This is a genomic window from Undibacterium sp., assembly GCF_030683615.1.
GTDB lineage: Bacteria > Pseudomonadota > Gammaproteobacteria > Burkholderiales > Burkholderiaceae_D > Undibacterium > Undibacterium umbellatum.
In genome coordinates, this window is the sequence record NZ_JAUXQE010000006.1 from 118,632 (window position 1) to 142,324 (window position 23,693).

Consider the following 23,693-nt stretch of genomic DNA (forward strand, 5'->3'; position numbering starts at 1 on the left):
TTAACCCCGCTTAGCCGGGGTTTTCTTTTGATCGCTGTCGTTGAAGACTATAATCTTATTCAGCCATACACAAATGCACCAGACTCTACTATGACGACAATAAAACAAAAAATCACCAATGCAAACCAACGCTGGCATCTGGGGCGATGGGCTGCAGGCCTGGTCGGTCTGGTATTTTTGCTGGCAGCGCTGAGCTGGGCTTTTCTGCCGGGAATAGTCAAACGTGTCGCCGCTGAGCAAGTGCAACAGCAGATAGGCCGCAAGCTGGATATGGCGGATATTCGCTTTTCACCTTTCAAGCTGGCACTGACAATTGAGGATTTGAATTTGTATGAGGCTGATCAGCGTACACCCGCAGTCAAGGTCAAGGAACTGGTACTGAATCTGTCGCTGGCATCGCTGTTTCGTCAGGCGCTGATCGTCGATGAAGTCAGGCTCACTGAGCCCTACGTGCATATTATCCGTACTCCAGGTGAGGGCTATGGACGCTACAACTTCAGCGATATCCTGGAGAAAATTGCTGCCATGCCCAAGAGTGAATCAACGGCACGTTTTTCGTTGGCGAACTTGCAACTGGCAGGTGGCCGCATAGAAATAGATGACAGGGTCGTTGATGAGCAATTCAAGATAGAGGCACTGCAAATTGGCGTGCCCTTTGTATCCAACTTCCCTAATCAAATAGAGAGTTTTGTCGAACCGATGTTGTCGGCAAAGGTGAATGGTTCTAATTTTGTCCTCAGGGGCAGGGCGAAGCCATTTACCAATAGCCTGGATACGTCACTGGCGATAGACCTCGACAAACTGGACCTGACACACTATCTGCCCTATGTGCCGGCGGCTTTGCCAGTCCAGGTCAGGAACGCGAAATTGTCTACCAAACTGGATTTGATATTCAGCCGCAAGAGTACTTCCCCAGAATTATTGCTGGCAGGGGATGTGCATCTGGATGAGCTGCATATCAACGACAAGTCAGATGCACCCTTGCTGAAGCTCGGCAGCCTGCATGCGCAGATCAAGCAAGTGAATGTCATGACGGCGGCCGCCAGCATCAGCAAACTGGAATTGTCGTCGCCAGAAATTTGGCTGGATGTCAATCAGCAGGGTCAATTGAACTGGGCCAGTTTGGCAATGCCCGCTAAAGCAGTCAAAGCAGATAGCAAAGCGAATAATAAGAGTGCTGTAGCACCAGTTGCAACAGTCGCAGCAAGTGCCGCATCTGCATCTGGATCTCCAGCTTCATCGGCAATAGCGACGACAACAAAACCGGCTCCAGCCTTGCAACAATTGGCAGAGCTACAAATATCAAAAGGAATTTTGCATTTCCGCGATGCCAAACATGCCAACCCAGCACAAACCGTTAACCTGAAAGATATCAGCCTGACTGCACGCGGCTTGTCTTCTGCAGCAGATGCCAAAGCTGCCGCATTCAAGTTTGCACTCAGTGGTGAAAATAATGAAAGCCTGAAACTGGAAGGGGAAGTGCACCCGTTTAGTGGTACGGGAAGAGCGCAACTGGCACTGGGGTCCTGGGCATTGGCTACATATCAACCTTTGCTGAACAATTATTTACTCGCAAGTGTGACGGGTCAATTTGATGTGGATGCACAATTGCAAGTGCAAAAAGGCATGCTGCAAGTTGATGATCTGGGCATGAAGCTCAATCAATTCGCCATCAAACCCAAGTCAGCCGATGACGGCAGTTTCAACCTGAAAGCATTGACTATCGATAAACTGGCCCTGAATATGGAAAGCAGGCAAGTCAATATAGGTAGCGTGCTCTTCGATGGCCTGGTGACAGATGTACGTCGGGATGAGAAAGCGGTTCTGAACTTGCAAAAATGGCTTAAATCCAGCGCAAGTACCAGCCCGACGACACCTGCAGTAGTAGATAGTGTGGCTGCCAGTTCGACTAATGCTGCCGCAACGGCAACCTGGAAAATCAATCTTGCCAGCCTTGACTTCAAGGACAGTGCTGTCAGTTTCAATGATAAATCCATGTCGCCAGAAGTCAAGCTGAGGCTGGATGCGTTAAATCTACATGCAGAAAAACTCAGTAGCGACATGTCGCAGCCAGTCAAAATGACTTTGAAGACGAATATTGGGAAGAAGTCTAAGCTCCGTCTCGATGCGACCGCATCCGCGCAGTTGAAAGATATCATGGTGAATCTGGATGGCCAGGGTTTGCCAGTGTCTGCCTTATTCCCTTACGTGTCTCCTTATGTGAATGCCGCGTTGACACGTGGCCGGGCTGACATCAAAGGCAAACTAAACCTGACCAATGCGCTGGACAATAACAGACAGATCAAATACGAAGGCATGCTGGCACTGAACGATTTTCATCTGCTGGAAAATGGCGCGGAAGAAGATTTCCTGGAATGGAAAAACATTGCGATGGAAGGCCTCAGTGCCCAGATTGGTGGTGACAAGCAATTGATTACCTTGAAAAAATTGGCGCTGAATGATTTTTATGCACGCGCCATTTTGTCTGCCAAAGGCAAGCTGAATATACAAACCATCCTGAGCACCAAGAAAGCAGATGCGGAAGAAGTTGAAGTACCTGCTCCAGTTGCGCAAGTAGATGACGCAGCAGTAAAGGCTGTCACCAGCAAGTCCGCCACGACGAATATTGTGACTGTGCCCTTGCCCGCAAAAGCGGAAAAACCCAATCCTGTAGTGATACGCGTCGCCCAGACTACCATGCGTGGCGGGAATATCAATTTCACGGATAATTTCGTTAAACCCAATTACACCGCCAATCTGACGGGTGTGGCAGGGACCATAGGTGCAATCGCTTCTGACAATCCGCAAGCGGCAACCATAGAGTTGACCGGCAAGGTCGATGATGATGCGCCGTTGGTGGTATCCGGTACTTTGAACCCGTTGGCCAATCCCATGTTCATGGATGTCAAGGCCAGTGCAAATGGCTTGGAGTTGACCAGACTGACGCCTTATGCAGCCAAGTACGCCGGTTATGTTATAGAAAAAGGCAAGCTGTCCATGCAAGTGTCTTATCGCATAGAAAACCAGCAACTACAGGCTGAGAATGATGTTCGCCTTGATCAATTGACCTTTGGTGAAAGAGTCGATAGCCCGACTGCCACCAAATTGCCTGTGATGCTGGCGGTTGCCTTGCTGCGCGACAACCAGGGACGTATTTCCATCAATTTGCCGATCACCGGATCATTGTCTGATCCACAGTTTTCAGTTGGCGGGATCATTTTCAAGGTGTTCATGAATGTGATCACCAAGGCTGTGACCTCACCATTCGCCTTGTTAGGGTCCATGTTTGGCGGTGGCGAAGAACTGGCTTACACCGAATTCTTGCCTGGCCAGACGGCCTTGACGCCAGCCACTACGGCAAAGCTGGATAATCTGGCCACGGCACTCAAGAACCGTACTGGCCTCAAGCTCGATATCATTGGCCGGGTAGAACCAGTCAGCGACGCTGATGGCATACGTCAATCATTGCTGATGCAAAAAATGCGTGAGTTGAAATGGAAAGAAGTGCATCAAAAAGACCGCACAATCAAAAGAGAGGACATCAGCATCAGTGATACTGAGCGGGTAAAGTATGTCGAAGTTGTGTATCAGGCAGAAAAATTTGCCAAGCCCCGCAATGCCATAGGACTGGCGAAAACCTTGCCCGCTTCAGAAGCAGAAAAAATGATACTTGCCAATACACAAGTGACACCAGAGGCCTTGCGTGCCCTTGCACAAAAACGGGCCGATGCAGTACGTGATTATCTGGAAGATGTTGCTGGGATAGAAAGAGACAGATTATTCCTGATCGCCCCAAGATTGAACGCAGAAGGTATCAAAGACAGAGCTAGCCCAAATCGTGTGGATTTCCTGCTCAAATAAATGAATCGCCTGTTTGCCAGATTATCATTGCTTTAGTGTTATTATTTCTTCACGCCTCTGCTTTGGGCAGAAAGGGCAATGAAAAACATACTTCTTCGCCAATATCAGACACAGTGCAGGATTTATTGTTGTTTTGTGAGTAATCTTGATTTATCCTGATTTTATCTGGTTTACCAATTGCAATAAGGAGTAGCAATGACTTCTGCAACGCTCGCCAGCATTTTGTATGTCGAAGATGATGCTGATATACAAACCGTGGCACAGATTGCTTTGGAAGTAGTGGGAGGGTTTAGTTTAAAGACCTGTAGTTCAGGTGCGCAGGCTATCGCTGAAGTAAGTGCTGGTTTTGTTCCAGATCTCTTACTCCTGGATGTCATGATGCCAAACATGGATGGCCCAACCACCCTGGCTGAATTACGCAAATTGTCTATCACAAAGACTACCCCTGTTATTCTCATGACTGCCAAGGTGCAGTCGTCAGAAATGGAATTTTATAAATCGCTGGGCGCCATAGGCGTGATTGCAAAACCGTTTGATCCTATGGAACTATCAATTCAGGTGCGGGGCTTATGGCAGGAGAAAGCCTAAATGTCTGACAAAAATGACAGCCTGCAAGAAAAATTGCGTGCTCTTGAGGCTATTTTTTTACAGAAACTGCCTTCGAAGTTTGACGAGATCACGCAAACCTTGCAAAAGGTTGTGGAATGCCCGGACGATAAAGAATCCATGGTCGTTCTGCACCGGCATCTGCATACCATGGCAGGTTCTGCCGGGACCTTTGGCTTTGCCGAGATAGGGGCGCAAGCGAGGGTCTTTGAATCCACGCTCAAGCCACATCTCGAGGGGAAGGCCTGGGATTCCGAGGAATTGAAATCCTATGCCGCCGAGGTTAATCGTTATTTTGAATATGCCTTGAAGCATGACAATGTGCCAGTCAACGGTGTTGCCGAAAGTGTACAGGAAGAAGAGCGCGACAGCAGTGACCCACATCTGATTTATTTGGTAGACGAAGATGAAGCCCAAAACCAGGAAATTACCTTACAGCTTGAGCATTTTGGCTACGAAATAGTGCGCATCAACCACCTGGGCGCGTTGGCCAAGGCTGTCGCTACGCGCAGGCCTCATGTGATCGTCATTGAACTGAGTTTCCCCGAAGGCAAGGTTGCCGGGGCAGAAGAAATTGCCCGTATCAAGCAGATAGAGCGTTTTCGCATTCCTACCGTATTTGTCTCGCGTTCCAGCAGTTTTGATTCACGATTATTGGCTGTGCGTGCCAGTGGCGATGGTTATTTCACCAAGCCGGTTGATGTCGTTGCCCTGACTGAACGCATAGAGTCCCTGTTGCAACTTGATGAAAACAAGGGTTATCGCGTGCTCATCATTGACGATGATGCTGTCACATCCAAGTTTTACGGAGCGATTTTGCGCGATGCAGGCATGAATGTGTATCTGCTGAATGACCCAACACAAATACTGACCGTCATGACAGATTTCCGCCCCGAAATACTGCTCATGGATATCTATATGCCGGTTTGTAGTGGCCTGGAGTTGTCACGCCTGATCAGACAAGATAATTCTTATGTTGATGTACCTATCGTATTCTTGTCCAGCGAGGCCGATCTTAGCAAGCAGCTTGATGCTGTCAGGGCTGGAGCTGATGATTTCATTACCAAGCCAGTGGCACCGGAATATCTGAAGTCATCCATCGTTTCCAGAGCGGAGCGTTATCGCTCCTTGCGCGCACTCATCATGCGTGATGGTTTGACAGGCTTGTTTAACCATACGGCCATCAAGGAACAATTAGCATCCGAGATTTCACAGGCAGGTCGTACCGGCTCACCGTTGTCCCTGGCGATGATAGATCTCGATAACTTTAAATATATCAACGATACATATGGGCATCCTGCTGGTGATCAGGTCTTGCGTACCTTGGCCAGGCTTCTGCGCCAGCGACTGCGCCGCAGCGATATCGTCGGTCGTTATGGGGGCGAAGAATTTGCCGTGATTTTTCCGGATACTACCGCGGCCACTGCCCGCCGTGTACTTGATCAGGTGAGGCTGGCATTTGCCAAAATACAGCAGCATTGTGAGGGGGGACACTTCTCAGTCAGTTTCTCAGGAGGCGTGGCTGATCTTGAATCCACTCTGGATGCGGATGAATTGTTTGATGTTGCCGATGCTGCAATGTATGTGTCAAAGCAACAAGGCCGAAATCGTATTAGCCTGGCCTGATGTGTGAATATCCAAAAATTGGTAAATTAACAATTCCCTGTTTCCAATGCTTACATATTCAAAAATCAAGGTCCGGCTGAGTTCGGTGTACACTGAAATATCTTCATTGTTGTTCAGGTCGATTAGTGTTACCAAAATTTCTTCTCGGCAATCCTACCTTGGGTGCCATGTTGATGCTCTACCTGCTTCTGGCTTTTGCAAGTGTTGGGGTAGGCAGGCATAGTTCGCCCGAGAGCCAGCTTCGCAAACAAGTCAACGCCTGGTGGTTCCTTTTTCCCGTCGTCAGCTTGAGTCTGTTTTTATATCCTGTTGGCCCGCTACTGATGGTCTTGTTGATTGTCGTGCTGGCGGTTCGTGAATTGTCCCTGCACTATAGTGGGCCACGCTGGCGCTTCTTCTTGCCTTGCCTGATTTTGCTGTTACTGCAAGCTTCTTTGCAGCATGCAGGCAACTTTGATTCCAGTCTGATCTTGCCAGCCTTATTGTTTCTGCAAGCCTTGCAGTTTTTCATCTGGCGACAGCGCAATCATTTACTTCTCATGCTGTTCTTGCTGCTCTGCTATGGTCTGGGCTTCATGCTGGAGTTATTGGCGCTGCCGTTTTCAAACGAAGTCAGGATGGCATGGTTTTTTTATCTGTGTGTCGTTACCGCATTGAACGATATCGCCCAGTTTGTCAGCGGGAAAATCTTTGGCAAGCAAACCATCGCACCAACCATTAGCCCAAATAAAACCGTGCAGGGTTTGATCGGGGGTGTGTTGATTTCCATGCTGGTATCAACCGTGCTGGGGATGTATTTAGATCTGGCCAGCCCAACTTACTTAATGATGATGGGCATCTTGCTTTCAATAGGTGGTTTTGTCGGTGATCTGATATTTTCGGCAGCCAAGCGTTATCTGAAGATCAAGGATTTTTCTGAGTTGATACCTGGGCATGGAGGCATACTAGACCGGGTCGATAGCTTGGTCCTTACCGCACCCTTACTGTATCTGACATTACTATTTTGAAAAAAGAACTTATTAAGGATTATGCATGACAACAGAATTGCAAACAAAATGGATGTGCAGTGAATCTGGCTTTGATAGCCATGACAGTACCCGTTTGTTTTACCGCGTCTGGCAACCACTGGCGATTCCAGCAGGCCAACCACAAAAAGCCCTGATATTTTTGCACCGTGGCCATGAGCACTCTGGTCGCATCGGCCCACTGGTAGAGCAATTTGGCTTTACTCAGGACTGGGCTTTTGCGTGGGATGCGCGTGGTCACGGCAATTCGCCGGGCGAACGTGGTGATGCACCGGATTTTCAGACCATGGTGCGCGATTTTGACAGCTTCATCAATCATATCCAGCATAGTTATGGCATCGCCAAAGAAAACATGCTCATCGTGGCAAACAGTGTTGGTGCAGTCATTGCTGCTACCTGGCTGCACGACTATGCACCGCGTGTGCGTGGTGTGATCATGGCGGCTGCGGCATTTGATATCAATCTGTATGTGCCACTGGCCAAACCGGCTTTGCGTTTCGCCACCTGCTTCAAGCCTGACTTGTTTGTCACTAGCTATATACGCTCGTCCATGCTCACGCATTCTGCCGAACAGGCCAAGGCGTATGATGCTGACCCGCTGATTACCAAGAATATTTCTGCCCGCGTTTTGCTGGATCTGGCCGATACTGCCAAGCGAGTGGTGCAGGATGCCCAGGCGATCGATGCGCCCGTGCTGATGCTGGTTGCTGACAAAGATTATGTCGTCAAGCAGGCACCGCAAAAACAATTCTTTGAGACTATTTCTTCTACACTGAAGCGCTATGTACTGATAGAAAACTGTCATCACGCGATTTTTTATGAGAGTGAGAGTCAGGTACAACAAGCCATACAGGCAGCGAAGGACTTCATCGTTGAATGTTATGCCAAAGAGCTGTTACCTTTGCCACATTACTTTAAGGCAGATACCCTGAGCCAGAGTGCCCGTCAATACCAGGCACTGCAACAAGGTAAATTGGGTGGTGCTCTGGAAAATGCTTTTTACGAGATGCAGAAATTCATGCTCGGCCATCTGGGCAGGCTAAGCAATGGTATGACGATAGGCCTGCAACATGGCTTTGATTCTGGTGCTTCACTCGATTATGTTTATCGCAACCAGGCGGGTGGCCGTTTGTTCATTGGAGGCATGATAGACCGTGGATATCTGGATGCCATAGGTTGGCGCGGTATACGCCAGCGCAAGGCGCAAATGCAGCAGACTTTGTCTGACCTGATACAGCAATACCCGGCAGACCAGCCTGTGCGCATACTTGATATTGCAGCAGGTGGTGGCCGTTATGTACTGGAAACCATCAAGCGCTTTCAGAGCCGTGATATAGAAATCAGCCTGCGTGACTTTGACCAGGCTAATCTGGATCAGGCGAAGCAGTTGGCTGAACGCTTGCAATTGAAAAACAAGATCAGCTATCAATGCCGCGATGCCTTCGCCGCAACCAGTTACCCGGCAGAAGAAGATGCCTATGACATCGTCATCGTGTCTGGCCTGTATGAGCTGTTCAGCGACAATGTGTTGGTATTGGCATCTCTGCGTGGTATCCAGCAGCAATTGAAAATTGGTGGTCATTTGGTGTACACCGGCCAGCCATGGCACCCGCAATTATTGATGATTGCGAAAACACTCAACAGCCATAGAGGCCAGTCATGGCAAATGCGCCCGCGTCCACAGGCGGAAATGGATGCCCTGGTCGCCAGCATAGGTTGCAAAAAAATTGCCACCCAACTTGGCATAGCCGGGATATTTACGGTGTCGGTGGCGCAGCGTGATGCGGCAATGCCCGTTTTATCCGATTGAGCAGAGTCCAGAATAAAAGCAGCAGGACGATGATCAATATGGCGTTCAGCCAGATAGCTGCTAACTGAAACGCTACCAGCAGGGCCAGCAAACCAAAGGCAAAAGCGCGGTCGCTTTTGCCCATGGGGCCATCGAAGCGGCGTTTGGAACCTGCCAGTAAGGCAGCAACACCTACAAATTCCGTCAGCAGCGCCAGCATGGCTACCGCAATCAACAATGGCAGTTGTATACCTGCCACCAGGGCAAAAGGCAGGACGAGGGCAGCATCTGAAACCTGATCGCCAAGTTCATTGAGAATTGCACCAAAAGCTGTTTTTTGCTGCGTGAAGTTGGCCAGCATGCCGTCAATTGCATTCAGCGCCATGCGCACAAACATAAAGATTGGCAGGCCCAGCCACAGGCTTTTATTTTGCGGGTAACAAGCCAGTGCAATGCCATAGGCGATGGACAAGAACATCGCCAGCAAGGTCACTTGATTCGGCGTGATATGACGTTTCGCCAGGCCAGCCAGCAAAGGTTGCAGCAATTGCTGGAAGCGTGGCTTCAGTTGGTAGATAGAAAAGCTCATGACTTACTGTTCGTTCCTTGTGACATATACAGTTTGGCCAGCAATATACATCGGCTATAACCCATGGCGCAATGCAGATAAACCGTTTTACCGGAGTCTATTTGCTGGCGCATGTGCTGCAAAATTTCATTGCTAACCGGCTTGCCGGGTTTGAGCAGATCAAGCAAAGGAAAGTGTTTGTAAGCGTGCTTACGCAAGGCCGGGGTTTCACTGAGTTCATTCGCCAGGTCTATGATGCTGCAATCTTGAGGCAGTTGTTTTGCCTCTCTACTGCTGAGGCGACGACCCACCCAGAGTTGCTCCGTCAACTTGATAATGACGGGTTTATGCCTCTCACGCCAGACAACGGCTAGCCAGGTAAGCTGGTAACCCAACAAGTATGGCGCATACATGAGCCAGATCCACCATGGATATTGCCCCTGTTTTTTATTCAGGAAATGAACGTCATTGCGATGATACGCAAGGCTGACCAGCAAAAGACTGCTTGTTATATACAGAGCCAGCCAGCTACGTGCAGCGATGACACCAATGATGAAAAATATGCTGGCAAATAACAGATAATAAAACGCCACATGCGGTTCTGCTCTTTTTGGCTTAATAAAGATGAGGCAAAAAAGCCCTAGTAAGCCACCACCAAGCACATCCAGCATATGGTGTTGATAAGTAAATACTGTGGAGGCCGCCGTCAGCAGCAACCATGCAGCCAGCGTTATACGCAATGCCGCTGGTCGGACATGCTCACGCAGAGCGCTCCAGAACAACAGGCAATACGCGACATGGAGTGATGGCAATTGATTATATGGTTTATCCATTAGCGCTAGAAAATCATATAGGTATGCGTACCATGCAGAAGAAATGGCAGGCCTGGGCCAACTGAATTGCAAAGGGTAGAGTACAAAGATGAATGCTGCGATGATTGTTGCCAGTAACAGGCGCTGGCTGAGCAGACGTAATTGATCCTGGCTGCTTACCATAAAGAAGGTCAGGCAAAAAAACAGACCCGAACTAAGGTAGGGCAAGATCATCCATTGCAAAAACGGGATGCCAGCCTCAAATGCCAGGGCAGCATGGCGGACTACACCTTGTTCCTGCGCCAGCATATTTGCGGTGAAATAACATAAGCTAAACGTCAAGGCATTCAGCAACCAGTGACGCAAGCGGTGTTGCACAGTTGCAGGAGAGTACGACATTTGGAGTATGTTTAGCCTTAACAGTGTGATATTTTAGCAGTATGAATCAAGTTAAAAAATATAAACGCTGCATGGTTTTCGCTGGCGGTGGCTTTCGTTTTGGTATTTATCTGGGCATGTACGCGGCTGCCTGTAATGCTGGCCGCACGCCGGATATTCTGCTGGCCAGTTGTGGCGGTGCTATTGCGGCAAGTATTATTGCTGCGTTCCCAGACGATGCACAGCGCAAGGCATGGCTGAGTTCTGAGGAAATGTACCACTACTGGAGTGGCCTGAAGTCATCCCCCAGGGCTGGCATAGTCCGCGCTTTGGCCTTGGCTGCCAAACGCGGTTTTGGCCGTGATTCTGCCAGTACCATTCCTGATCTGTTCAATGAATACCTGTTTGAAATCCCGGCCGAACTGCCCTTGCCACGCTTGGCTGCAAGCGAGCAGTCTGTCGTTACTGCCATCATAGGTGGCAAATTGCTGTTTGATGAAAGTGAAGTTGGGCAAGCCCGCGGTCAGCGCAAATTATTTGCAGAAACCGTGTTTTGCAACCCAAGAGCTGCTGCCCTGCTGGACGGCATGGCTTCGCCACTGGCTGACCCGCGCTGGGGAGAACATGCAATTTCAGAACAGCTATTGTGTGACGTGCAAACACCCACCAGTCTGGCAGCACGAATTTCTATCACTGATATGTTTTATTTCCGTTGTCACACCCATACCGATGGCAATTATTTTGGTGGCGTGCTGGACTTGTTCCCCATAGAGATTGCAAAACGTCTGGCCGATGAAGTCATGATGGAATTCAAGCAAAGCTTTGACCAGGCTTTTTCCATCCCCGCCTGGCGCACAGTATTGGGGCTGGACGGCAACGCCCGCCTGCGCTATGCGAATGGCCAGGAAGTTGATGTGCGTATCGATACGTCGGATGTGGCGACAGTATTGGCCAAAGAATCAGTGCAAAAGAAACTGGACTGGCGCAAAAATCGCATACGCCTTAGCATGCCAGAAACCCATGCCACCTATGCAGCCTATATGGAGGCCCAATGGCAGTATGGTTATGCGCGCGGCATGGAAGCCTTCACCCGCCAGGCTGCCTATGACGAAGCAGCCATGATACGCAGCAGCGACAAATACAGCAGGGGCGTGGCCTAGGCATGAAGAGCATTATGGTCATAGGCGGTACCAGTGGCATCGGGCTGGCCCTGGCCCGTCACTATGTGCAGCGCGGTGACAGGATTGCCATTTGTGGACGTGACTTGCAGCGACTGCCTGCTGACGTTCATGACCTGGTTGGTGTAGCTAGTTATCAGTTCGATATTGCCGACCGTGCTGCACTGTCGCAAGCCATTGATGACTTTGCTGTGCAAGGCCTGGACATGCTGATCGTCACTGCAGGTATTTATTTCAATACACGCAGCCATTTGCTGGATGAAGTGGCGACCCTGCAGATGCTGCGCACCAATGTCAGCGGCCTCAGCCATGCATTTGAACTGGCAGCCGAAAAAATGCTGCTGCAAAAGTCGGGGCAACTGGTTGCCATTTCATCGGTTGCAGGGCTGCTGCACGATTATCCTGGTGCCTCCGTGTATAGCGCAACCAAGCGTAGTGTCTTGAGTTTGTGTGATACCTACCGCATTGCACTCAAGCCATTTGCTATTGCCGTAACTGCGATAGTGCCAGGCTATATTGATACCGAAAAACTGCGAGCCTTGAATGAGGGTGATACCAGCCATAAGCCTTTTATCATGTCTGAGCAGAAGGCAGTGGCCTTGATTGTAGAGGCTATTGCCGCGCGACGCGACAGGCTGGTGTTTCCGTGGCAGATGCAGTGGCTGATTGCACTGCTCAATCTTTTACCGAGGTGGGTGTTGAAGTTGAGGAAATAGTACGGTCTCTTGCGGAATTCCTTCACGTCAAAAATACAGCAACCGTAGTCACGTCATTCCTGCGTGTTTTTGGCAGGAATCTAGAGTCGTTCGTAGCATGCTGTGAAGTTCATTAATTTCAGTTTCTTAGCCAATCTGGCTTCTTTAAAACTGGCACATGTAATTTTACGATTGCTGGCCGGTGGTAGACCGGCGGATACATCCCTTTTTGCTTCGCCAAAAAGGGATGCCAAAAAGGCGACCCAGGCGTCGATTCCACTGCGCCGCTTGCAAGCGGCTTAGATGTTAGCAGCACAAAGCATGCTTTGCGAAACCCTGCCAACATCCCCTGCGGGGTTCCCGTTTGTGCGGTACAAAAAATGGGAAGATCCGAAACTCGCTTCGCTCAGACAGCGGCTCTTCTTATTCCATTTTCTGTACCGCACAAACGGCGCCGACACATGGGAACTGCAAAAGTCAAAAACAACGTCAACATCAAAAAAAACGTCAGTCCAGCCAATGCTGTTTGTTTTCAGAATGCCGTCAATTAACGGATATTTGAAGCGCAGCACTACTTGTTGGCAATCCCCTAATAAAAAATCGTCCATGACATCATAGCCATGGACGATTTTCAATTCAATAATTAGCGAATGCTAATTAAAAACAGCATTTACTCTTTCGCCATTATCTTCTGCAAGCCACTAGCCTTGATCTTGGCTTCCAGTGCCTTGCCTTTGCGTGCCCGTTTTCCTATGTGAATTCCGAGGCCGGTTGCACTGAGATTGATTTCCTGAGGCTTGCCGCCACGGCCTATACCAAGCACGCGTACGCCGCGCTGGCTGATGGCCTGAGCTGACACGAGGCTTTCCTTGTCTTCCAACTCCATCAAGATTACACCACGGCCTCCGCTGGATAGTTGCTTGATTTCTGCCAGGCCAAAGACCAGCAGGCGGCCTTTTTCTGAGAGACAGGCAATCGCACTGGCGTCTTCAGCCACCACGGCAGGTGGCAAAGGCTGGTCAGCTTCTTCCAGTGTCATAAAGGCTTTACCGGCTTTCATGCGACCTACCATGTCGCCGACTTTTGCGGTAAAGCCATAGCCAGCTGTGGATGACAGCAGCAAACAGATGTCGGCGCTGCCAGCAAAGTAATGCAAAATCTTGCTGCCTGCTGCCAGGTCGATCAGGGTAGTGATAGGCACGCCATCACCACGGGCGCCGGGCAGGGCAGAGACTGCGACGGAATACACGCGGCCATTCGAGCCAAATACCAGCATCTGGTCGACCGTGCGGCATTCAAAGGTACCGTACAGACTGTCACCCGCCTTGAAGGTGAACTGGCCATTGTCATGACCATGACCAGTACGTGCACGTACCCAGCCTTTTTCTGAAATGACCACGGTGACTGGTTCATCGATGACTTTTTGTTCTATTGATGCTTTGGCCGCTTCTTCAATGACAGTACGACGGGCATCGCCAAATTGCTTCGCATCGGCCTCGATTTCCTTGATGAGCATGCGTTTCATCGAGGACGGGTTTTCCAGCAAATCATGCAAGCCAGCTTTTTCTTTGCGCAATTCGTCAAGTTGCTGTTGGATCTTGATAGATTCCAGACGAGCCAACTGACGCAAGCGGATTTCAAGAATATCTTCGGCCTGAATATCTGACAGCTTGAAAGCGGCGATCAACGCGGGTTTAGGATCATCAGATTCACGGATGATACGTATGACTTCATCGATGTTTAACAGTACCGCTTCACGGCCTTCCAGGATATGGATGCGGTCATCCACCTTCTTGAGGCGGAACTGGGTACGACGCGTGACCGTTGTAAAGCGAAAGGCGATCCATTCACTGAGAATGTCCAGCAAACCTTTCTGACGTGGACGGCCATCGCCACCTATCATCACCAGATTGATGGATGCTGAAGTCTCCAAAGAAGTATGGGCGAGCAGCATTTGCATGAACTCGGCCTGGTCCTGATTCTTAGATTTTGGTTCCAGTACCAGACGCACAGGTGCATCTTTGCCGGATTCATCCCGCACCGTATCGAGTACGGACAATATGACCTGTTTCAATGCGACCTGTTCTGGGGACAAGGTTTTCTTACCCAGCTTGATTCTTGGATTGGTCAGCTCGTCTATTTCTTCCAGCACTTTTTGCGACGAGGTGCCAGGTGGCAATTCAGTGACTACGGCTTGCCACTGACCACGCGCCATTTCTTCTATTTTCCAGCGCGCGCGCACCTTCATGCTGCCACGGCCAGTTGCGTACATATCGGCGATGGTCGATGCTGGCGTAATGATTTGTCCGCCACCTGGGAAGTCCGGGCCGGGGATGTATTCCATTAATTCGGCATGCTTCATGGCCGGGTTGCGTATCAGCGCGACTGCAGCCTTTGCAACTTCAGTCAGGTTATGTGAAGGGATTTCTGTTGCCAGACCAACTGCAATACCGGATGCGCCATTCAGCAAGACGAAGGGCAGACGACTCGGCAGCAGCTTGGGTTCTTCTGTTGTGCCATCATAATTGGGCTGAAAATCGACCGTACCCTGGTCGATTTCATCCATCAGTAATCTGGAGATTGGTGTCAGACGTGCTTCTGTATATCGCATTGCCGCCGCTCCGTCGCCATCACGTGAGCCGAAATTACCCTGGCCGTCAATCAAGGGGTAGCGCAGCGAAAAATCCTGCGCCATGCGTACCAGAGCGTCATACACGGACTGGTCGCCATGCGGATGCAGCTTACCCAGTACATCACCAACTACAGCGGCAGATTTGCGTGGTTTTGCGGCAGAGTTCAGGCCCAGTTCATTCATCGCATAAAGGATGCGGCGTTGTACTGGTTTTTGACCGTCACAAACATCGGGCAGGGCGCGACCCTTGACGACCGAGATGGCATAGTCGAGGTAGGCGCGTTCGGCAAACGTCGCCAGGGTCAGGGTTTCACCATCGCCAGGTGGCGGTGGGGTTTGATCAAATAAATTCGCTTGTTCGCTCATGGTTCTATTCGTATTTTTGTATTCTTTTGTGGTCTGCAAGGTCAGATATTTTATATATCAGCTTCAACAGCGTTTCCGTGCTCTTCTATCCAGGCACGGCGGGCGGCGGCTTCGCCTTTCCCCATCAGCATATTGAACCGTCCTTCAGAGAAGGCCTGATCAAACTCACCCAGCGAAACTGGCAGCAGGCGGCGCGTATCCGGGTTCATGGTGGTTTCCCATAACTGGCTGGCATTCATTTCACCAAGACCCTTGAAGCGGGAAATTGCCCATGCGCCATCCTTGACACCATCCTTACGCAATTTGTCTTCAATGGCGATAAGCTCGCCTTGATCCAGGGCATAGATTTTTTGCGCCGGTTTCTTGCCACGTGCAGGTGCATCAACACGGAACAATGGCGGACGCGCTACACAGATATGACCACGCGCAATCAGTTGTGGGAAGTGGCGGAAGAACAGTGTCAATAGCAAAACCTGGATATGTGAACCATCAACGTCAGCATCAGAGAGTATGCAAATTTTTCCGTAGCGCAGATTGGTAAAATCAACGATCTCGTTCATGCCATGGGGGTCTACTCCGATAGCGACGGCGATATCATGAATCTCGTTATTGGCAAACAGGCGGTCGCGTTCAGACTCCCATGAGTTCAAGACCTTGCCGCGCAGAGGCAAGATCGCCTGAAATTCTTTGTCGCGACCCATCTTGGCGGAACCACCGGCAGAATCACCCTCGACCAGGAAGATTTCATTACGGGTAATGTCATTCGATTCGCAATCTGTCAGTTTTCCTGGCAAGACGGCCACGCCAGAAGATTTTTTCTTTTCGACTTTTTGGGCAGAACGCAAGCGCGATTGGGCTTGCTTGATGACCAGTTCAGCCAGCTTCTTGCCGTATTCAACGTGTGAGTTCAACCACAGTTCCAGTGGCGGCTTGGTAAAGGATGATACCAGGCGCACGGCGTCGCGTGAATTCAGCCTCTCCTTGATCTGGCCCTGGAATTGCGGGTCCAATACCTTGGCTGACAAGACAAAGGATACGCGGGCGAAAACGTCTTCTGGCAGCAGCTTGACGCCTTTAGGTAGCAGGGAGTGCATTTCAGCAAAGCTCTTCACTGCGCCAAACAGGCCTTCGCGCAAGCCAGATTCATGCGTACCACCAGCCGGGGTAGGAATGAGGTTGACATAGGATTCGCGGACGACATTGCCTTCTTCTGTCCACGCAACCACCCAGGATGCACCTTCGCCTTCGGCAAAGCCGTCACTGTCGGAATTGGCAAATTGCTCACCTTCAAACAGGGGTATTAAAGGTTCACCATGCGAAGACTGGGCTAAAGCTTCTGTCAGGTAACCGCGCAAGCCCTGATCATATTGCCAGGTCTGGCTTTCGCCGGTCTTGGCGTTGGCCAGCGTAACTTTGACGCCGGGCAGCAACACTGCCTTGGAGCGCAGCAGGCGCTGCAATTCGCTTTGCGGGATATTGGCGCTGTCAAAATACTTGGCATCTGGCCAGATCGTGACGCGCGTACCGCTCTTTTTATCGCCGCGTGCCAGTGGCTGGCTGCGTAGCGGTTCTATCACGTCGCCATTGGCAAAAGTCAGGTTGTGCAAACCTGCTTCTCGCCATACCGTGATTTCCAGGCGCTTGGACAGGGCGTTTGTGACAGATACACCGACACCATGCAAGCCGCCTGAGAATGCGTAGGCACCGCCTGAACCTTTATCAAATTTGCCACCCGCGTGCAAGCGGGTAAACACGATTTCTACAGTCGGTACACCTTCTTCAGGGTGCAGGCCAACTGGAATGCCACGGCCATCATCTTCTACACTGATACTGGTATCAGCATTGATGGTCACCAGAATGTTTTTGCAATGCCCTCCCAATGCCTCATCCGAGGCATTGTCAATGACCTCTTGGATGATATGCAGGGGGTTTTCGGTGCGGGTATACATCCCCGGTCTTTGTTTGACCGGCTCCAGGCCCTTAAGTACTCGGATGGATGATTCGCTATAGTCTGACGGAGAAGTATTTTTTTTAGTGGCCATGCGAATGAAAATCTGTTGTTTTGGTTAATTTTTTGATGATGTTTTGCAATTTTTTTGCGAGGCTGGCAGAATTAAGCTGTATTCTTGCAGCGTTTTTGCAGCTATTGTAGCTGCAATGATCGAAGCTGCAATGTGTAAGATGGAAAAACGATGCCAACAAAAACTCCAACGATCGCGATCCGACTGCTTGGATTTTCTCCAAAAGAGGAAGAAACCTTTTCAACCGTTCTTGCCGTGCTCCGCGAGAAGGGGTATCGCTATCTGGTATTAAAAACTGGAAGTTTACAAGATCCTGACATCCATATTGTCAATGCAGAAGATTTAAAGGCTTTGGCTACGCTATCCGACCTCAATCTGGGCGGGGCGCAACCAGTATTGCTTATAGGGAAAACTGAAGTCAATTTGCACTATCAGTCCATGCCTCGGCCCATACGCTGGCGCAAACTGTTTGACGTTCTCGATGAGCTGATAGACCGTCGCCAGCTATTGCTGACTACCTTAAGCGCCTTTGGCGAAGTGGCCGTGCCTGAGCGCCGCCGCCGTGAACGTATTGATCTTGACCTGACCGACCCTAGCGAATACCAAAAGATGCGCAGGCCCAGCGTGCCCAAGGGTGGCATCATGATCGTCGACAAGGACATACGTTTTCGTGAATATGTCGCCATGATCATGGACAAATATGGCATCACCGTGACACTGGCAACAGATGAGCGCAGCGCCCTTATGCTGGACAAGAATAATCGTCATGCCATGACGATGATCAATAGTTCAACGCCAGATATTGACCCGTATCGCCTGTGTGCTGAATTAAAAAAGCAAAATACTGACCGGCGGACGACGGTGATTTTTTTGGTCGATAAAAGCTTTAATTATAAAGTTGCAAATGCGCAACAAGCAGGGTGTGAAGGCTTTTTAACCAAGCCTTTGTCGAGGAAGCAGGTTTTGTCGACGATACAGAAGTTTTTGCAGTTGCGGTGAAGATGGTGCCGGCCCGATAAAAACAAACTTTGCCATTGCACCCTTGCAAAGTTTGTTTTCTGGTCTGCAGTTACTTACTCAACAATCTCATCCCACGCTCCAGCCCCTCTATCGTCACCGGAAACATCCGGTTACTCATAATCTGCCTGATCACTGATATAGATTGCCGGTATTGCCACAGTCCTTCAGGTTCTGGATTGAGCCAGATATATTTTGGGAAAGCCGAGGTGAACCGTTGCAACCAGGTCGCACCGGCTTCTTCGTTGTTGTATTCGACAGAGCCTCCAGCCTGAAGGATCTCATAAGGGCTCATCGTGGCGTCGCCGACGAAGATGACCTTGGTGTCGGGTGTATATTTGCGCAAGACATCCCAGGTAGGAAACTTTTCTGCATGGCGGCGGCGGTTGTTTTTCCATAGGTAGTCGTAGACGCAGTTGTGGAAGTAAAAGAATTCCATGTTCTTGAATTCAGTCTTGGCGGCGGAGAATAATTCTTCTGTCTGGGCGATGTGGTCGTCCATAGTGCCGCCTACGTCCAGTAGCATGAGTACTTTGATATTATTCTTGCGCTCTGGCTGCATCTTGATGTCGAGGTAACCGGCATTGTTTGCGGTGGCCTTGATGGTGGCGTCCAGCGCCAATTCTTCTTCGGCACCCTGGCGGGCGAATTTGCGCAAGCGACGCAGGGCGACCTTGATGTTACGGGTGCCGAGCTCGCGTTCGGCATCATAGTCGCGAAAGGCGCGCGCTTCCCACACCTTGACGGCGGTGCGGCTTCCTCCTTTACCACCTATCCGTATGCCTTCCGGATTGGTGCCTCCATTACCAAATGGGGACGTGCCGCCGGTGCCTATCCATTTATTGCCGCCTTCGTGACGCTCTTTTTGTTCTTTGAGCAATTCCTGCAGCCTGTCCATCAGCTTGTCATAACCAAATTTCTCGATGGCGGCTTTTTGCTCGTCGCTCAATTCGCGCTCCATGCGTTTCATGAGCCAGTCCAGCGGAATGTCAGGGCGTTTTTCAAAAATCGTGTCTATTCCCTTGAAGTACAGACCAAAGGCTTTGTCGAATTTGTCGTAATGCGCTTCATCCTTGATCATGATGGTGCGCGACAGGAAATAAAAGTCGTCAAGCGACAAGCTGATGAGCCCTTTTTCCATGGCCTCCAGCAGCATTAGAAACTCCTTGATGGATACCGGGATCCTGGCGTCTTTCAGGGTAAAGAAAAAATCGATCAGCACTAGTCAGTCTCCCTACTATTTATTCATATTTGGATTGCATATATTGCAAATTCTTTTTCACACCCGCCCATTCAGAATTCAGAATGCTATATACGACCGTATCACGGATGCGGCCATCCGGCAAAATCATGTGATTGCGCAAGATTGCGTCGCGCTTTGCACCAAGTCGCTCTATTGCGGCCTGAGAACGGCGGTTGAACCAGTCAGTGCGGAACTCGACAGCTATACAGCCAAATTCTTCGAATGCGTGGCCCAGTAACAGCAACTTGCATTCGGTATTCACCGGACTGCGTTGCACTCTTTGCGCATACCAGGTGTAGCCTATCTCCAAGCGTTTGTTATTGATATCCATATTACAGTATCTGGTGGCACCAACTATCTGGCCAGTTGCGTTTTCACGGACGATAAACGGCAGGGCTTTTTCTTGCTGTTGCATTTCCAGGGCAATATTGAGCCAGTTCTGGGTGTTGTCAGGGGAGGGGACAGAGGTAAAAAACAGTTTCCATAACTCGCCATCGGCTGCTGCGGCCTGGATATCAGCCAGATGATGCTGTTTCAGTGGTTCGAGGGTGACGTGTTTTCCCTTTATCGTAATTGGCTTGCAATGCATGTTCATCCTTTGGCAGTGGTATCGGGCAGTGAAGTGGTTTTGATAGTAAAATCGTACCCAGATACTCAGTTTTGCACCCCTGATGTGATACGCATAGATACAGTCGTGCAAATTTTGGGCATGACAGTTGCGTAAATCTGACTGGAATATCAGAAATACTGCTGTCTGTTGCAAGAATCGACAGGAATGCTTGCTATCAAAAATAAATCCAGTTATACTGCAAAGCTGTATAGAATTTTGCGGCGTGGCATTTTATCAAATGTTTTGACCTCGTCGCTTTGACCACGTTTAGGAAATCTCATGGCAAATACCGCACAAGCACGCAAACGTGCTCGTCAAGCAGTTAAACTGAATGCACACAACTCCAGCCAGCGCTCCACGCTGCGCACAGCGATCAAAGCTGTTCGTAAAGCGATCGAAGCTGGTGATAAAGCTGCTGCAGCAACAATTTTCCAAAGCTCCGTATCGGTTATCGACCGTATCGCTGACAAGAAAATCATTCACAAAAACAAGGCAGCTCGCCATAAGAGCCGTCTGGCATCCGCTTTGAAAGCACTGGCTTAATTTTAAGCCTGCTTCTAAAGCCGGAAGGTTAGCCTTAAACTGCTAACTGCATGAAGTGAAAAAAAGCCGCAATATATTGCGGCTTTTTGTCGTTTGTGGTTTTGCTCCGAATTTTCGACTTCAGGCGGCGTATCTGATAATTCCAGGTATAAAAAAAGCAGGACTAGCCTGCCTTTTTTGTGCTGAAAACGACTGAATTACTTAGATGCAGCGGCGGATGCGGATGCTGCTTTCTTCTTGGATTTTTTGGCTTTCTTAGCTGGCTTGGCCGCATCTGTTGATGCAGCAGCTGCAGCTGCAGCTGGAGCGGACGCTTTAGCTGAAGGAGCGGGTGCTTGGGCGAAAGCAGCAGAAGCAAACAGACCTGCGACCAGAGCGGCGATCAATTTTTTCATTTTGGTGTCCTTCAAAAAAATATTGGTTGAAAATGATTCACTGGAATCAAGGCAAGCAACGCTACCATTAAGTTGGGCGTTGACAAGAATTCTAATTAATTTGCAACGTTTGTGAATTTTTTCTGAATTCCTGTGCAAACATTGTTTAAATTTTAACTTCCTGCCATTCACCGGGTAACATTGGGTGGGATTCGAGCGAAAAACCGCCTATGCTTATCCTCACCAGGCGCAAGGTTGGCAAGCCAACTGCCGCAGTCATGCGTCTGACCTGGCGATTTTTCCCTTCTGATAAAGTCATGCTTAGCCAACTGGTTGGTATGTTCGCTCTTTCGCGCACAGGCGGATTGCGTGGCCATAGCCATTCAGGTGGATGGATGTGCTTAACGATGCAGGGCTGGGTGACAAAATCGCCCAGGTCCAAAGCTTGACGTAGTTTGTCCAGGGGTTCGCGAGTGGGTGTCCCTTCAACTTGCACCAGGTATGTTTTGGGTTGTTTGTGATCGGGATGACTGATGCGATTCTGTAGTTGGCCGTCATCAGTCAGCAGAATCAGCCCCTCACTGTCTGCGTCAAGCCGGCCAGCCGGATAGATGTGCGGGATATTGACATAGTCAGCCAGGGTAGGTCGGCTGGGATGTGCCGAAAATTGGCACATCACATTGAAAGGTTTGTTGAGTAAAATCAGTTTCATGGCAATATGGTAACCGTAAAATGCAGCTGAATAAACGGCAAAACAGACTGTGCACAGTGTCAATCTAAGATTGGTCTTCTATGTTGGTTTGCGCAAGTCTGGTCTCTTGATTGAATGATATGTAGTAATTTCAAATATTGCAGCAAGGGAAATTCATGGCACCAGTGACACCAGTAAAGCTGACAAACTGATGGCATACGGTAAAATAGTAGTGCATAATACGAAATGATGGTCTTGTGTCTTATAGAAGAGTGCTCACTCTATTAAATGTAAACACAAAAGACAAATGATGAGAAAAGCGCGACCCGCTTGATCGCCCAACCACGGAGAAAACGATGTATCAACATATTCAAGTACCTCCTGAAGGTAAACAAATTACCGTCAATGCTGATTTTTCATTGAATGTTCCTGACAATCCTATCATCCCTTTTATCGAAGGCGATGGTACTGGCGTTGATATCAGCCCGGTCATGATCAAGGTCGTCGACGCGGCCGTAGCAAAAGCCTATGGCGGCAAACGCAAAATCAGCTGGATGGAAATCTATGCTGGTGAAAAATCCACTAAAGTTTACGGCCCTGACGTCTGGTTGCCAGAAGAAACACTGAAAGTCTTGAAAGACTACGTTGTTTCCATCAAAGGCCCATTGACTACGCCAGTTGGCGGTGGCATCCGTTCTTTGAACGTGGCCCTGCGTCAAGAACTGGATCTGTATGTCTGCCTGCGCCCAGTGCGTTATTTCAAAGGCGTGCCATCTCCAGTGCGTGAGCCAGAAAAAACAGACATGGTCATCTTCCGTGAAAACTCTGAAGATATCTATGCTGGTATTGAATTCGCTGAAGGCTCTGACCAAGTTAAAAAACTGATCAAGTTCCTGACAGAAGAAATGGGCGTCAAGAAAATCCGTTTCCCTGAAACTTCTGGTATCGGCGTCAAGCCAGTATCTCGCGAAGGTACAGAGCGCCTGGTACGCAAAGCGATCCAGTACGCAATCGACAATGACAAGCCATCTGTGACTATCGTTCACAAAGGCAACATCATGAAGTACACCGAAGGTGGCTTCCGTGACTGGGCATATGCTTTGGCACAAAAAGAATTCGGTGCTGAACTGATCGACGGCGGCCCATGGTGCAAATTCAAGAATCCTAGGACAGGTAAAGAAATCACTGTCAAGGATTCCATCGCTGATGCATTCTTGCAGCAAATCCTGTTGCGTCCGGCAGAATACAGCGTTATCGCTACACTGAACCTGAACGGCGACTATATCTCTGACGCGCTGGCAGCTCAGGTTGGTGGTATTGGTATTGCTCCAGGTGCCAATCTGTCTGACTCTATCGCCATGTTTGAAGCAACCCATGGCACAGCACCTAAGTACGCTGGTAAAGATTATGTGAACCCAGGTTCTCTGATCTTGTCCGCAGAAATGATGTTGCGTCACATGGGCTGGCTGGAAGCCGCTGACCTGCTGATCAGCGCGACAGAAAAGGCCATCACAGCCAAGAAAGTGACTTATGACTTTGCACGCCTGATGGAAGGTGCGACACAAGTATCTTGCTCCGGTTTTGGCGATGTCATGATTGAAAATATGTAAAACTTATTCGGTAGCCAGTTTTGCCGATAATGACAAAGCCGACTTGCG

At 49.6% G+C, this 23,693-nt stretch carries 19 protein-coding genes; 10 read left to right on the forward strand and 9 right to left on the reverse strand.

What is annotated here, in order from left to right; all coding sequences use genetic code 11:
* Positions 1–90: 90 nt before the first annotated feature.
* The 5 genes from Q8K39_RS03555 (at position 91) to Q8K39_RS03575 (ending at position 8,928) form a co-directional block, all read left to right on the forward strand.
* The gene (locus tag Q8K39_RS03555; protein ID WP_305258323.1) at positions 91–3,861 is read left to right on the forward strand and encodes a DUF748 domain-containing protein; all 3,771 of its coding nucleotides are present in this window, start codon (positions 91–93) and stop codon (positions 3,859–3,861) included.
* 195 nt (positions 3,862–4,056) lie between these two features.
* On the forward strand, positions 4,057–4,449 hold the full coding sequence (locus tag Q8K39_RS03560; protein ID WP_305258324.1) for a response regulator: 393 nt from the start codon (positions 4,057–4,059) through the stop codon (positions 4,447–4,449).
* Positions 4,450–6,093, forward strand: coding sequence for a diguanylate cyclase (locus Q8K39_RS03565; protein ID WP_186954178.1), 1,644 nt, complete (start codon positions 4,450–4,452; stop codon positions 6,091–6,093).
* 125 nt (positions 6,094–6,218) lie between these two features.
* Entirely contained in the window at positions 6,219–7,100 is an 882-nt protein-coding gene (locus tag Q8K39_RS03570; RefSeq protein ID WP_305258325.1) for a phosphatidate cytidylyltransferase, read from the forward strand.
* Between the two features lie 25 nt (positions 7,101–7,125).
* Complete coding sequence (locus tag Q8K39_RS03575) at positions 7,126–8,928, forward strand: bifunctional alpha/beta hydrolase/class I SAM-dependent methyltransferase (RefSeq protein ID WP_305258326.1); 1,803 nt, start codon at positions 7,126–7,128, stop codon at positions 8,926–8,928.
* Here Q8K39_RS03575 and Q8K39_RS03580 read toward each other — a convergent pair.
* Together Q8K39_RS03580 and Q8K39_RS03585 are read right to left on the reverse strand one after the other, a co-directional pair.
* Positions 8,876–9,496 carry a CDP-alcohol phosphatidyltransferase family protein gene (locus Q8K39_RS03580; protein ID WP_305258327.1) on the reverse strand — a complete coding sequence of 207 codons (621 nt, stop codon included), beginning with the start codon at positions 9,494–9,496 and terminating at the stop codon, positions 8,876–8,878. The two genes, Q8K39_RS03575 and Q8K39_RS03580, sit on opposite strands and share 53 nt — an antisense overlap.
* The gene (locus Q8K39_RS03585) at positions 9,493–10,686 is read right to left on the reverse strand and encodes a phosphatase PAP2 family protein (protein WP_305258328.1); all 1,194 of its coding nucleotides are present in this window, start codon (positions 10,684–10,686) and stop codon (positions 9,493–9,495) included. Before Q8K39_RS03585 ends, Q8K39_RS03580 begins: the two co-directional genes overlap by 4 nt.
* A 41-nt stretch (positions 10,687–10,727) precedes the next feature.
* On the opposite strand from Q8K39_RS03585, the gene Q8K39_RS03590 reads away from it, so the two are divergent.
* Positions 10,728–11,825 carry a patatin-like phospholipase family protein gene (locus Q8K39_RS03590; RefSeq protein ID WP_305258330.1) on the forward strand — a complete coding sequence of 366 codons (1,098 nt, stop codon included), beginning with the start codon at positions 10,728–10,730 and terminating at the stop codon, positions 11,823–11,825.
* 2 nt (positions 11,826–11,827) lie between these two features.
* A complete protein-coding gene (locus tag Q8K39_RS03595; protein WP_305258331.1) occupies positions 11,828–12,559 on the forward strand; it encodes an SDR family oxidoreductase in 732 nt (243 codons plus the stop codon).
* A gap of 278 nt (positions 12,560–12,837) precedes the next feature.
* On the opposite strand, the gene Q8K39_RS03600 is transcribed toward Q8K39_RS03595, so the two are convergent.
* From Q8K39_RS03600 to Q8K39_RS03610, 3 genes are all read right to left on the reverse strand, one after another.
* Positions 12,838–13,146 (reverse strand): hypothetical protein, encoded by a 309-nt coding sequence (locus Q8K39_RS03600; RefSeq protein WP_305258332.1) that lies wholly within the window; start codon positions 13,144–13,146, stop codon positions 12,838–12,840.
* 62 nt (positions 13,147–13,208) lie between these two features.
* Positions 13,209–15,536, reverse strand: a complete 2,328-nt coding sequence (gene parC, locus Q8K39_RS03605) for a DNA topoisomerase IV subunit A (protein ID WP_305258333.1) — start codon at positions 15,534–15,536, stop codon at positions 13,209–13,211.
* Between the two features lie 50 nt (positions 15,537–15,586).
* On the reverse strand, positions 15,587–17,578 hold the full coding sequence (locus Q8K39_RS03610; RefSeq protein ID WP_305258334.1) for a DNA topoisomerase IV subunit B: 1,992 nt from the start codon (positions 17,576–17,578) through the stop codon (positions 15,587–15,589).
* A gap of 150 nt (positions 17,579–17,728) precedes the next feature.
* On the opposite strand from Q8K39_RS03610, the gene Q8K39_RS03615 reads away from it, so the two are divergent.
* Positions 17,729–18,556, forward strand: coding sequence for a response regulator (locus Q8K39_RS03615; RefSeq protein ID WP_186954187.1), 828 nt, complete (start codon positions 17,729–17,731; stop codon positions 18,554–18,556).
* A gap of 70 nt (positions 18,557–18,626) precedes the next feature.
* Here the strand turns inward: Q8K39_RS03615 and Q8K39_RS03620 are convergent, their stop codons facing one another.
* Both Q8K39_RS03620 and Q8K39_RS03625 read right to left on the reverse strand, forming a co-directional pair.
* Positions 18,627–19,796, reverse strand: coding sequence for a VWA domain-containing protein (locus Q8K39_RS03620; RefSeq protein ID WP_186954188.1), 1,170 nt, complete (start codon positions 19,794–19,796; stop codon positions 18,627–18,629).
* A gap of 19 nt (positions 19,797–19,815) precedes the next feature.
* Positions 19,816–20,412: a GNAT family N-acetyltransferase gene (locus Q8K39_RS03625; RefSeq protein WP_186954189.1), complete on the reverse strand. Its 597-nt coding sequence runs from the start codon at positions 20,410–20,412 to the stop codon at positions 19,816–19,818.
* Positions 20,413–20,706: 294 nt separating this feature from the next.
* Between Q8K39_RS03625 and rpsT the strand changes: the two genes are divergently transcribed.
* Positions 20,707–20,970: a 30S ribosomal protein S20 gene (gene rpsT / locus Q8K39_RS03630; protein WP_162040741.1), complete on the forward strand. Its 264-nt coding sequence runs from the start codon at positions 20,707–20,709 to the stop codon at positions 20,968–20,970.
* A 197-nt stretch (positions 20,971–21,167) separates the two neighbouring features.
* Here the strand turns inward: rpsT and Q8K39_RS03635 are convergent, their stop codons facing one another.
* Entirely contained in the window at positions 21,168–21,365 is a 198-nt protein-coding gene (locus Q8K39_RS03635; RefSeq protein ID WP_186954190.1) for a hypothetical protein, read from the reverse strand.
* 145 nt (positions 21,366–21,510) lie between these two features.
* Positions 21,511–22,056, reverse strand: a complete 546-nt coding sequence (locus Q8K39_RS03640) for a pseudouridine synthase (RefSeq protein WP_305258335.1) — start codon at positions 22,054–22,056, stop codon at positions 21,511–21,513.
* A 335-nt stretch (positions 22,057–22,391) separates the two neighbouring features.
* Here Q8K39_RS03640 and icd point away from each other — a divergent pair, with 335 nt between their 5' ends.
* On the forward strand, positions 22,392–23,645 hold the full coding sequence (icd, locus tag Q8K39_RS03645; RefSeq protein WP_305258336.1) for an NADP-dependent isocitrate dehydrogenase: 1,254 nt from the start codon (positions 22,392–22,394) through the stop codon (positions 23,643–23,645).
* Positions 23,646–23,693: the final 48 nt, after the last annotated feature.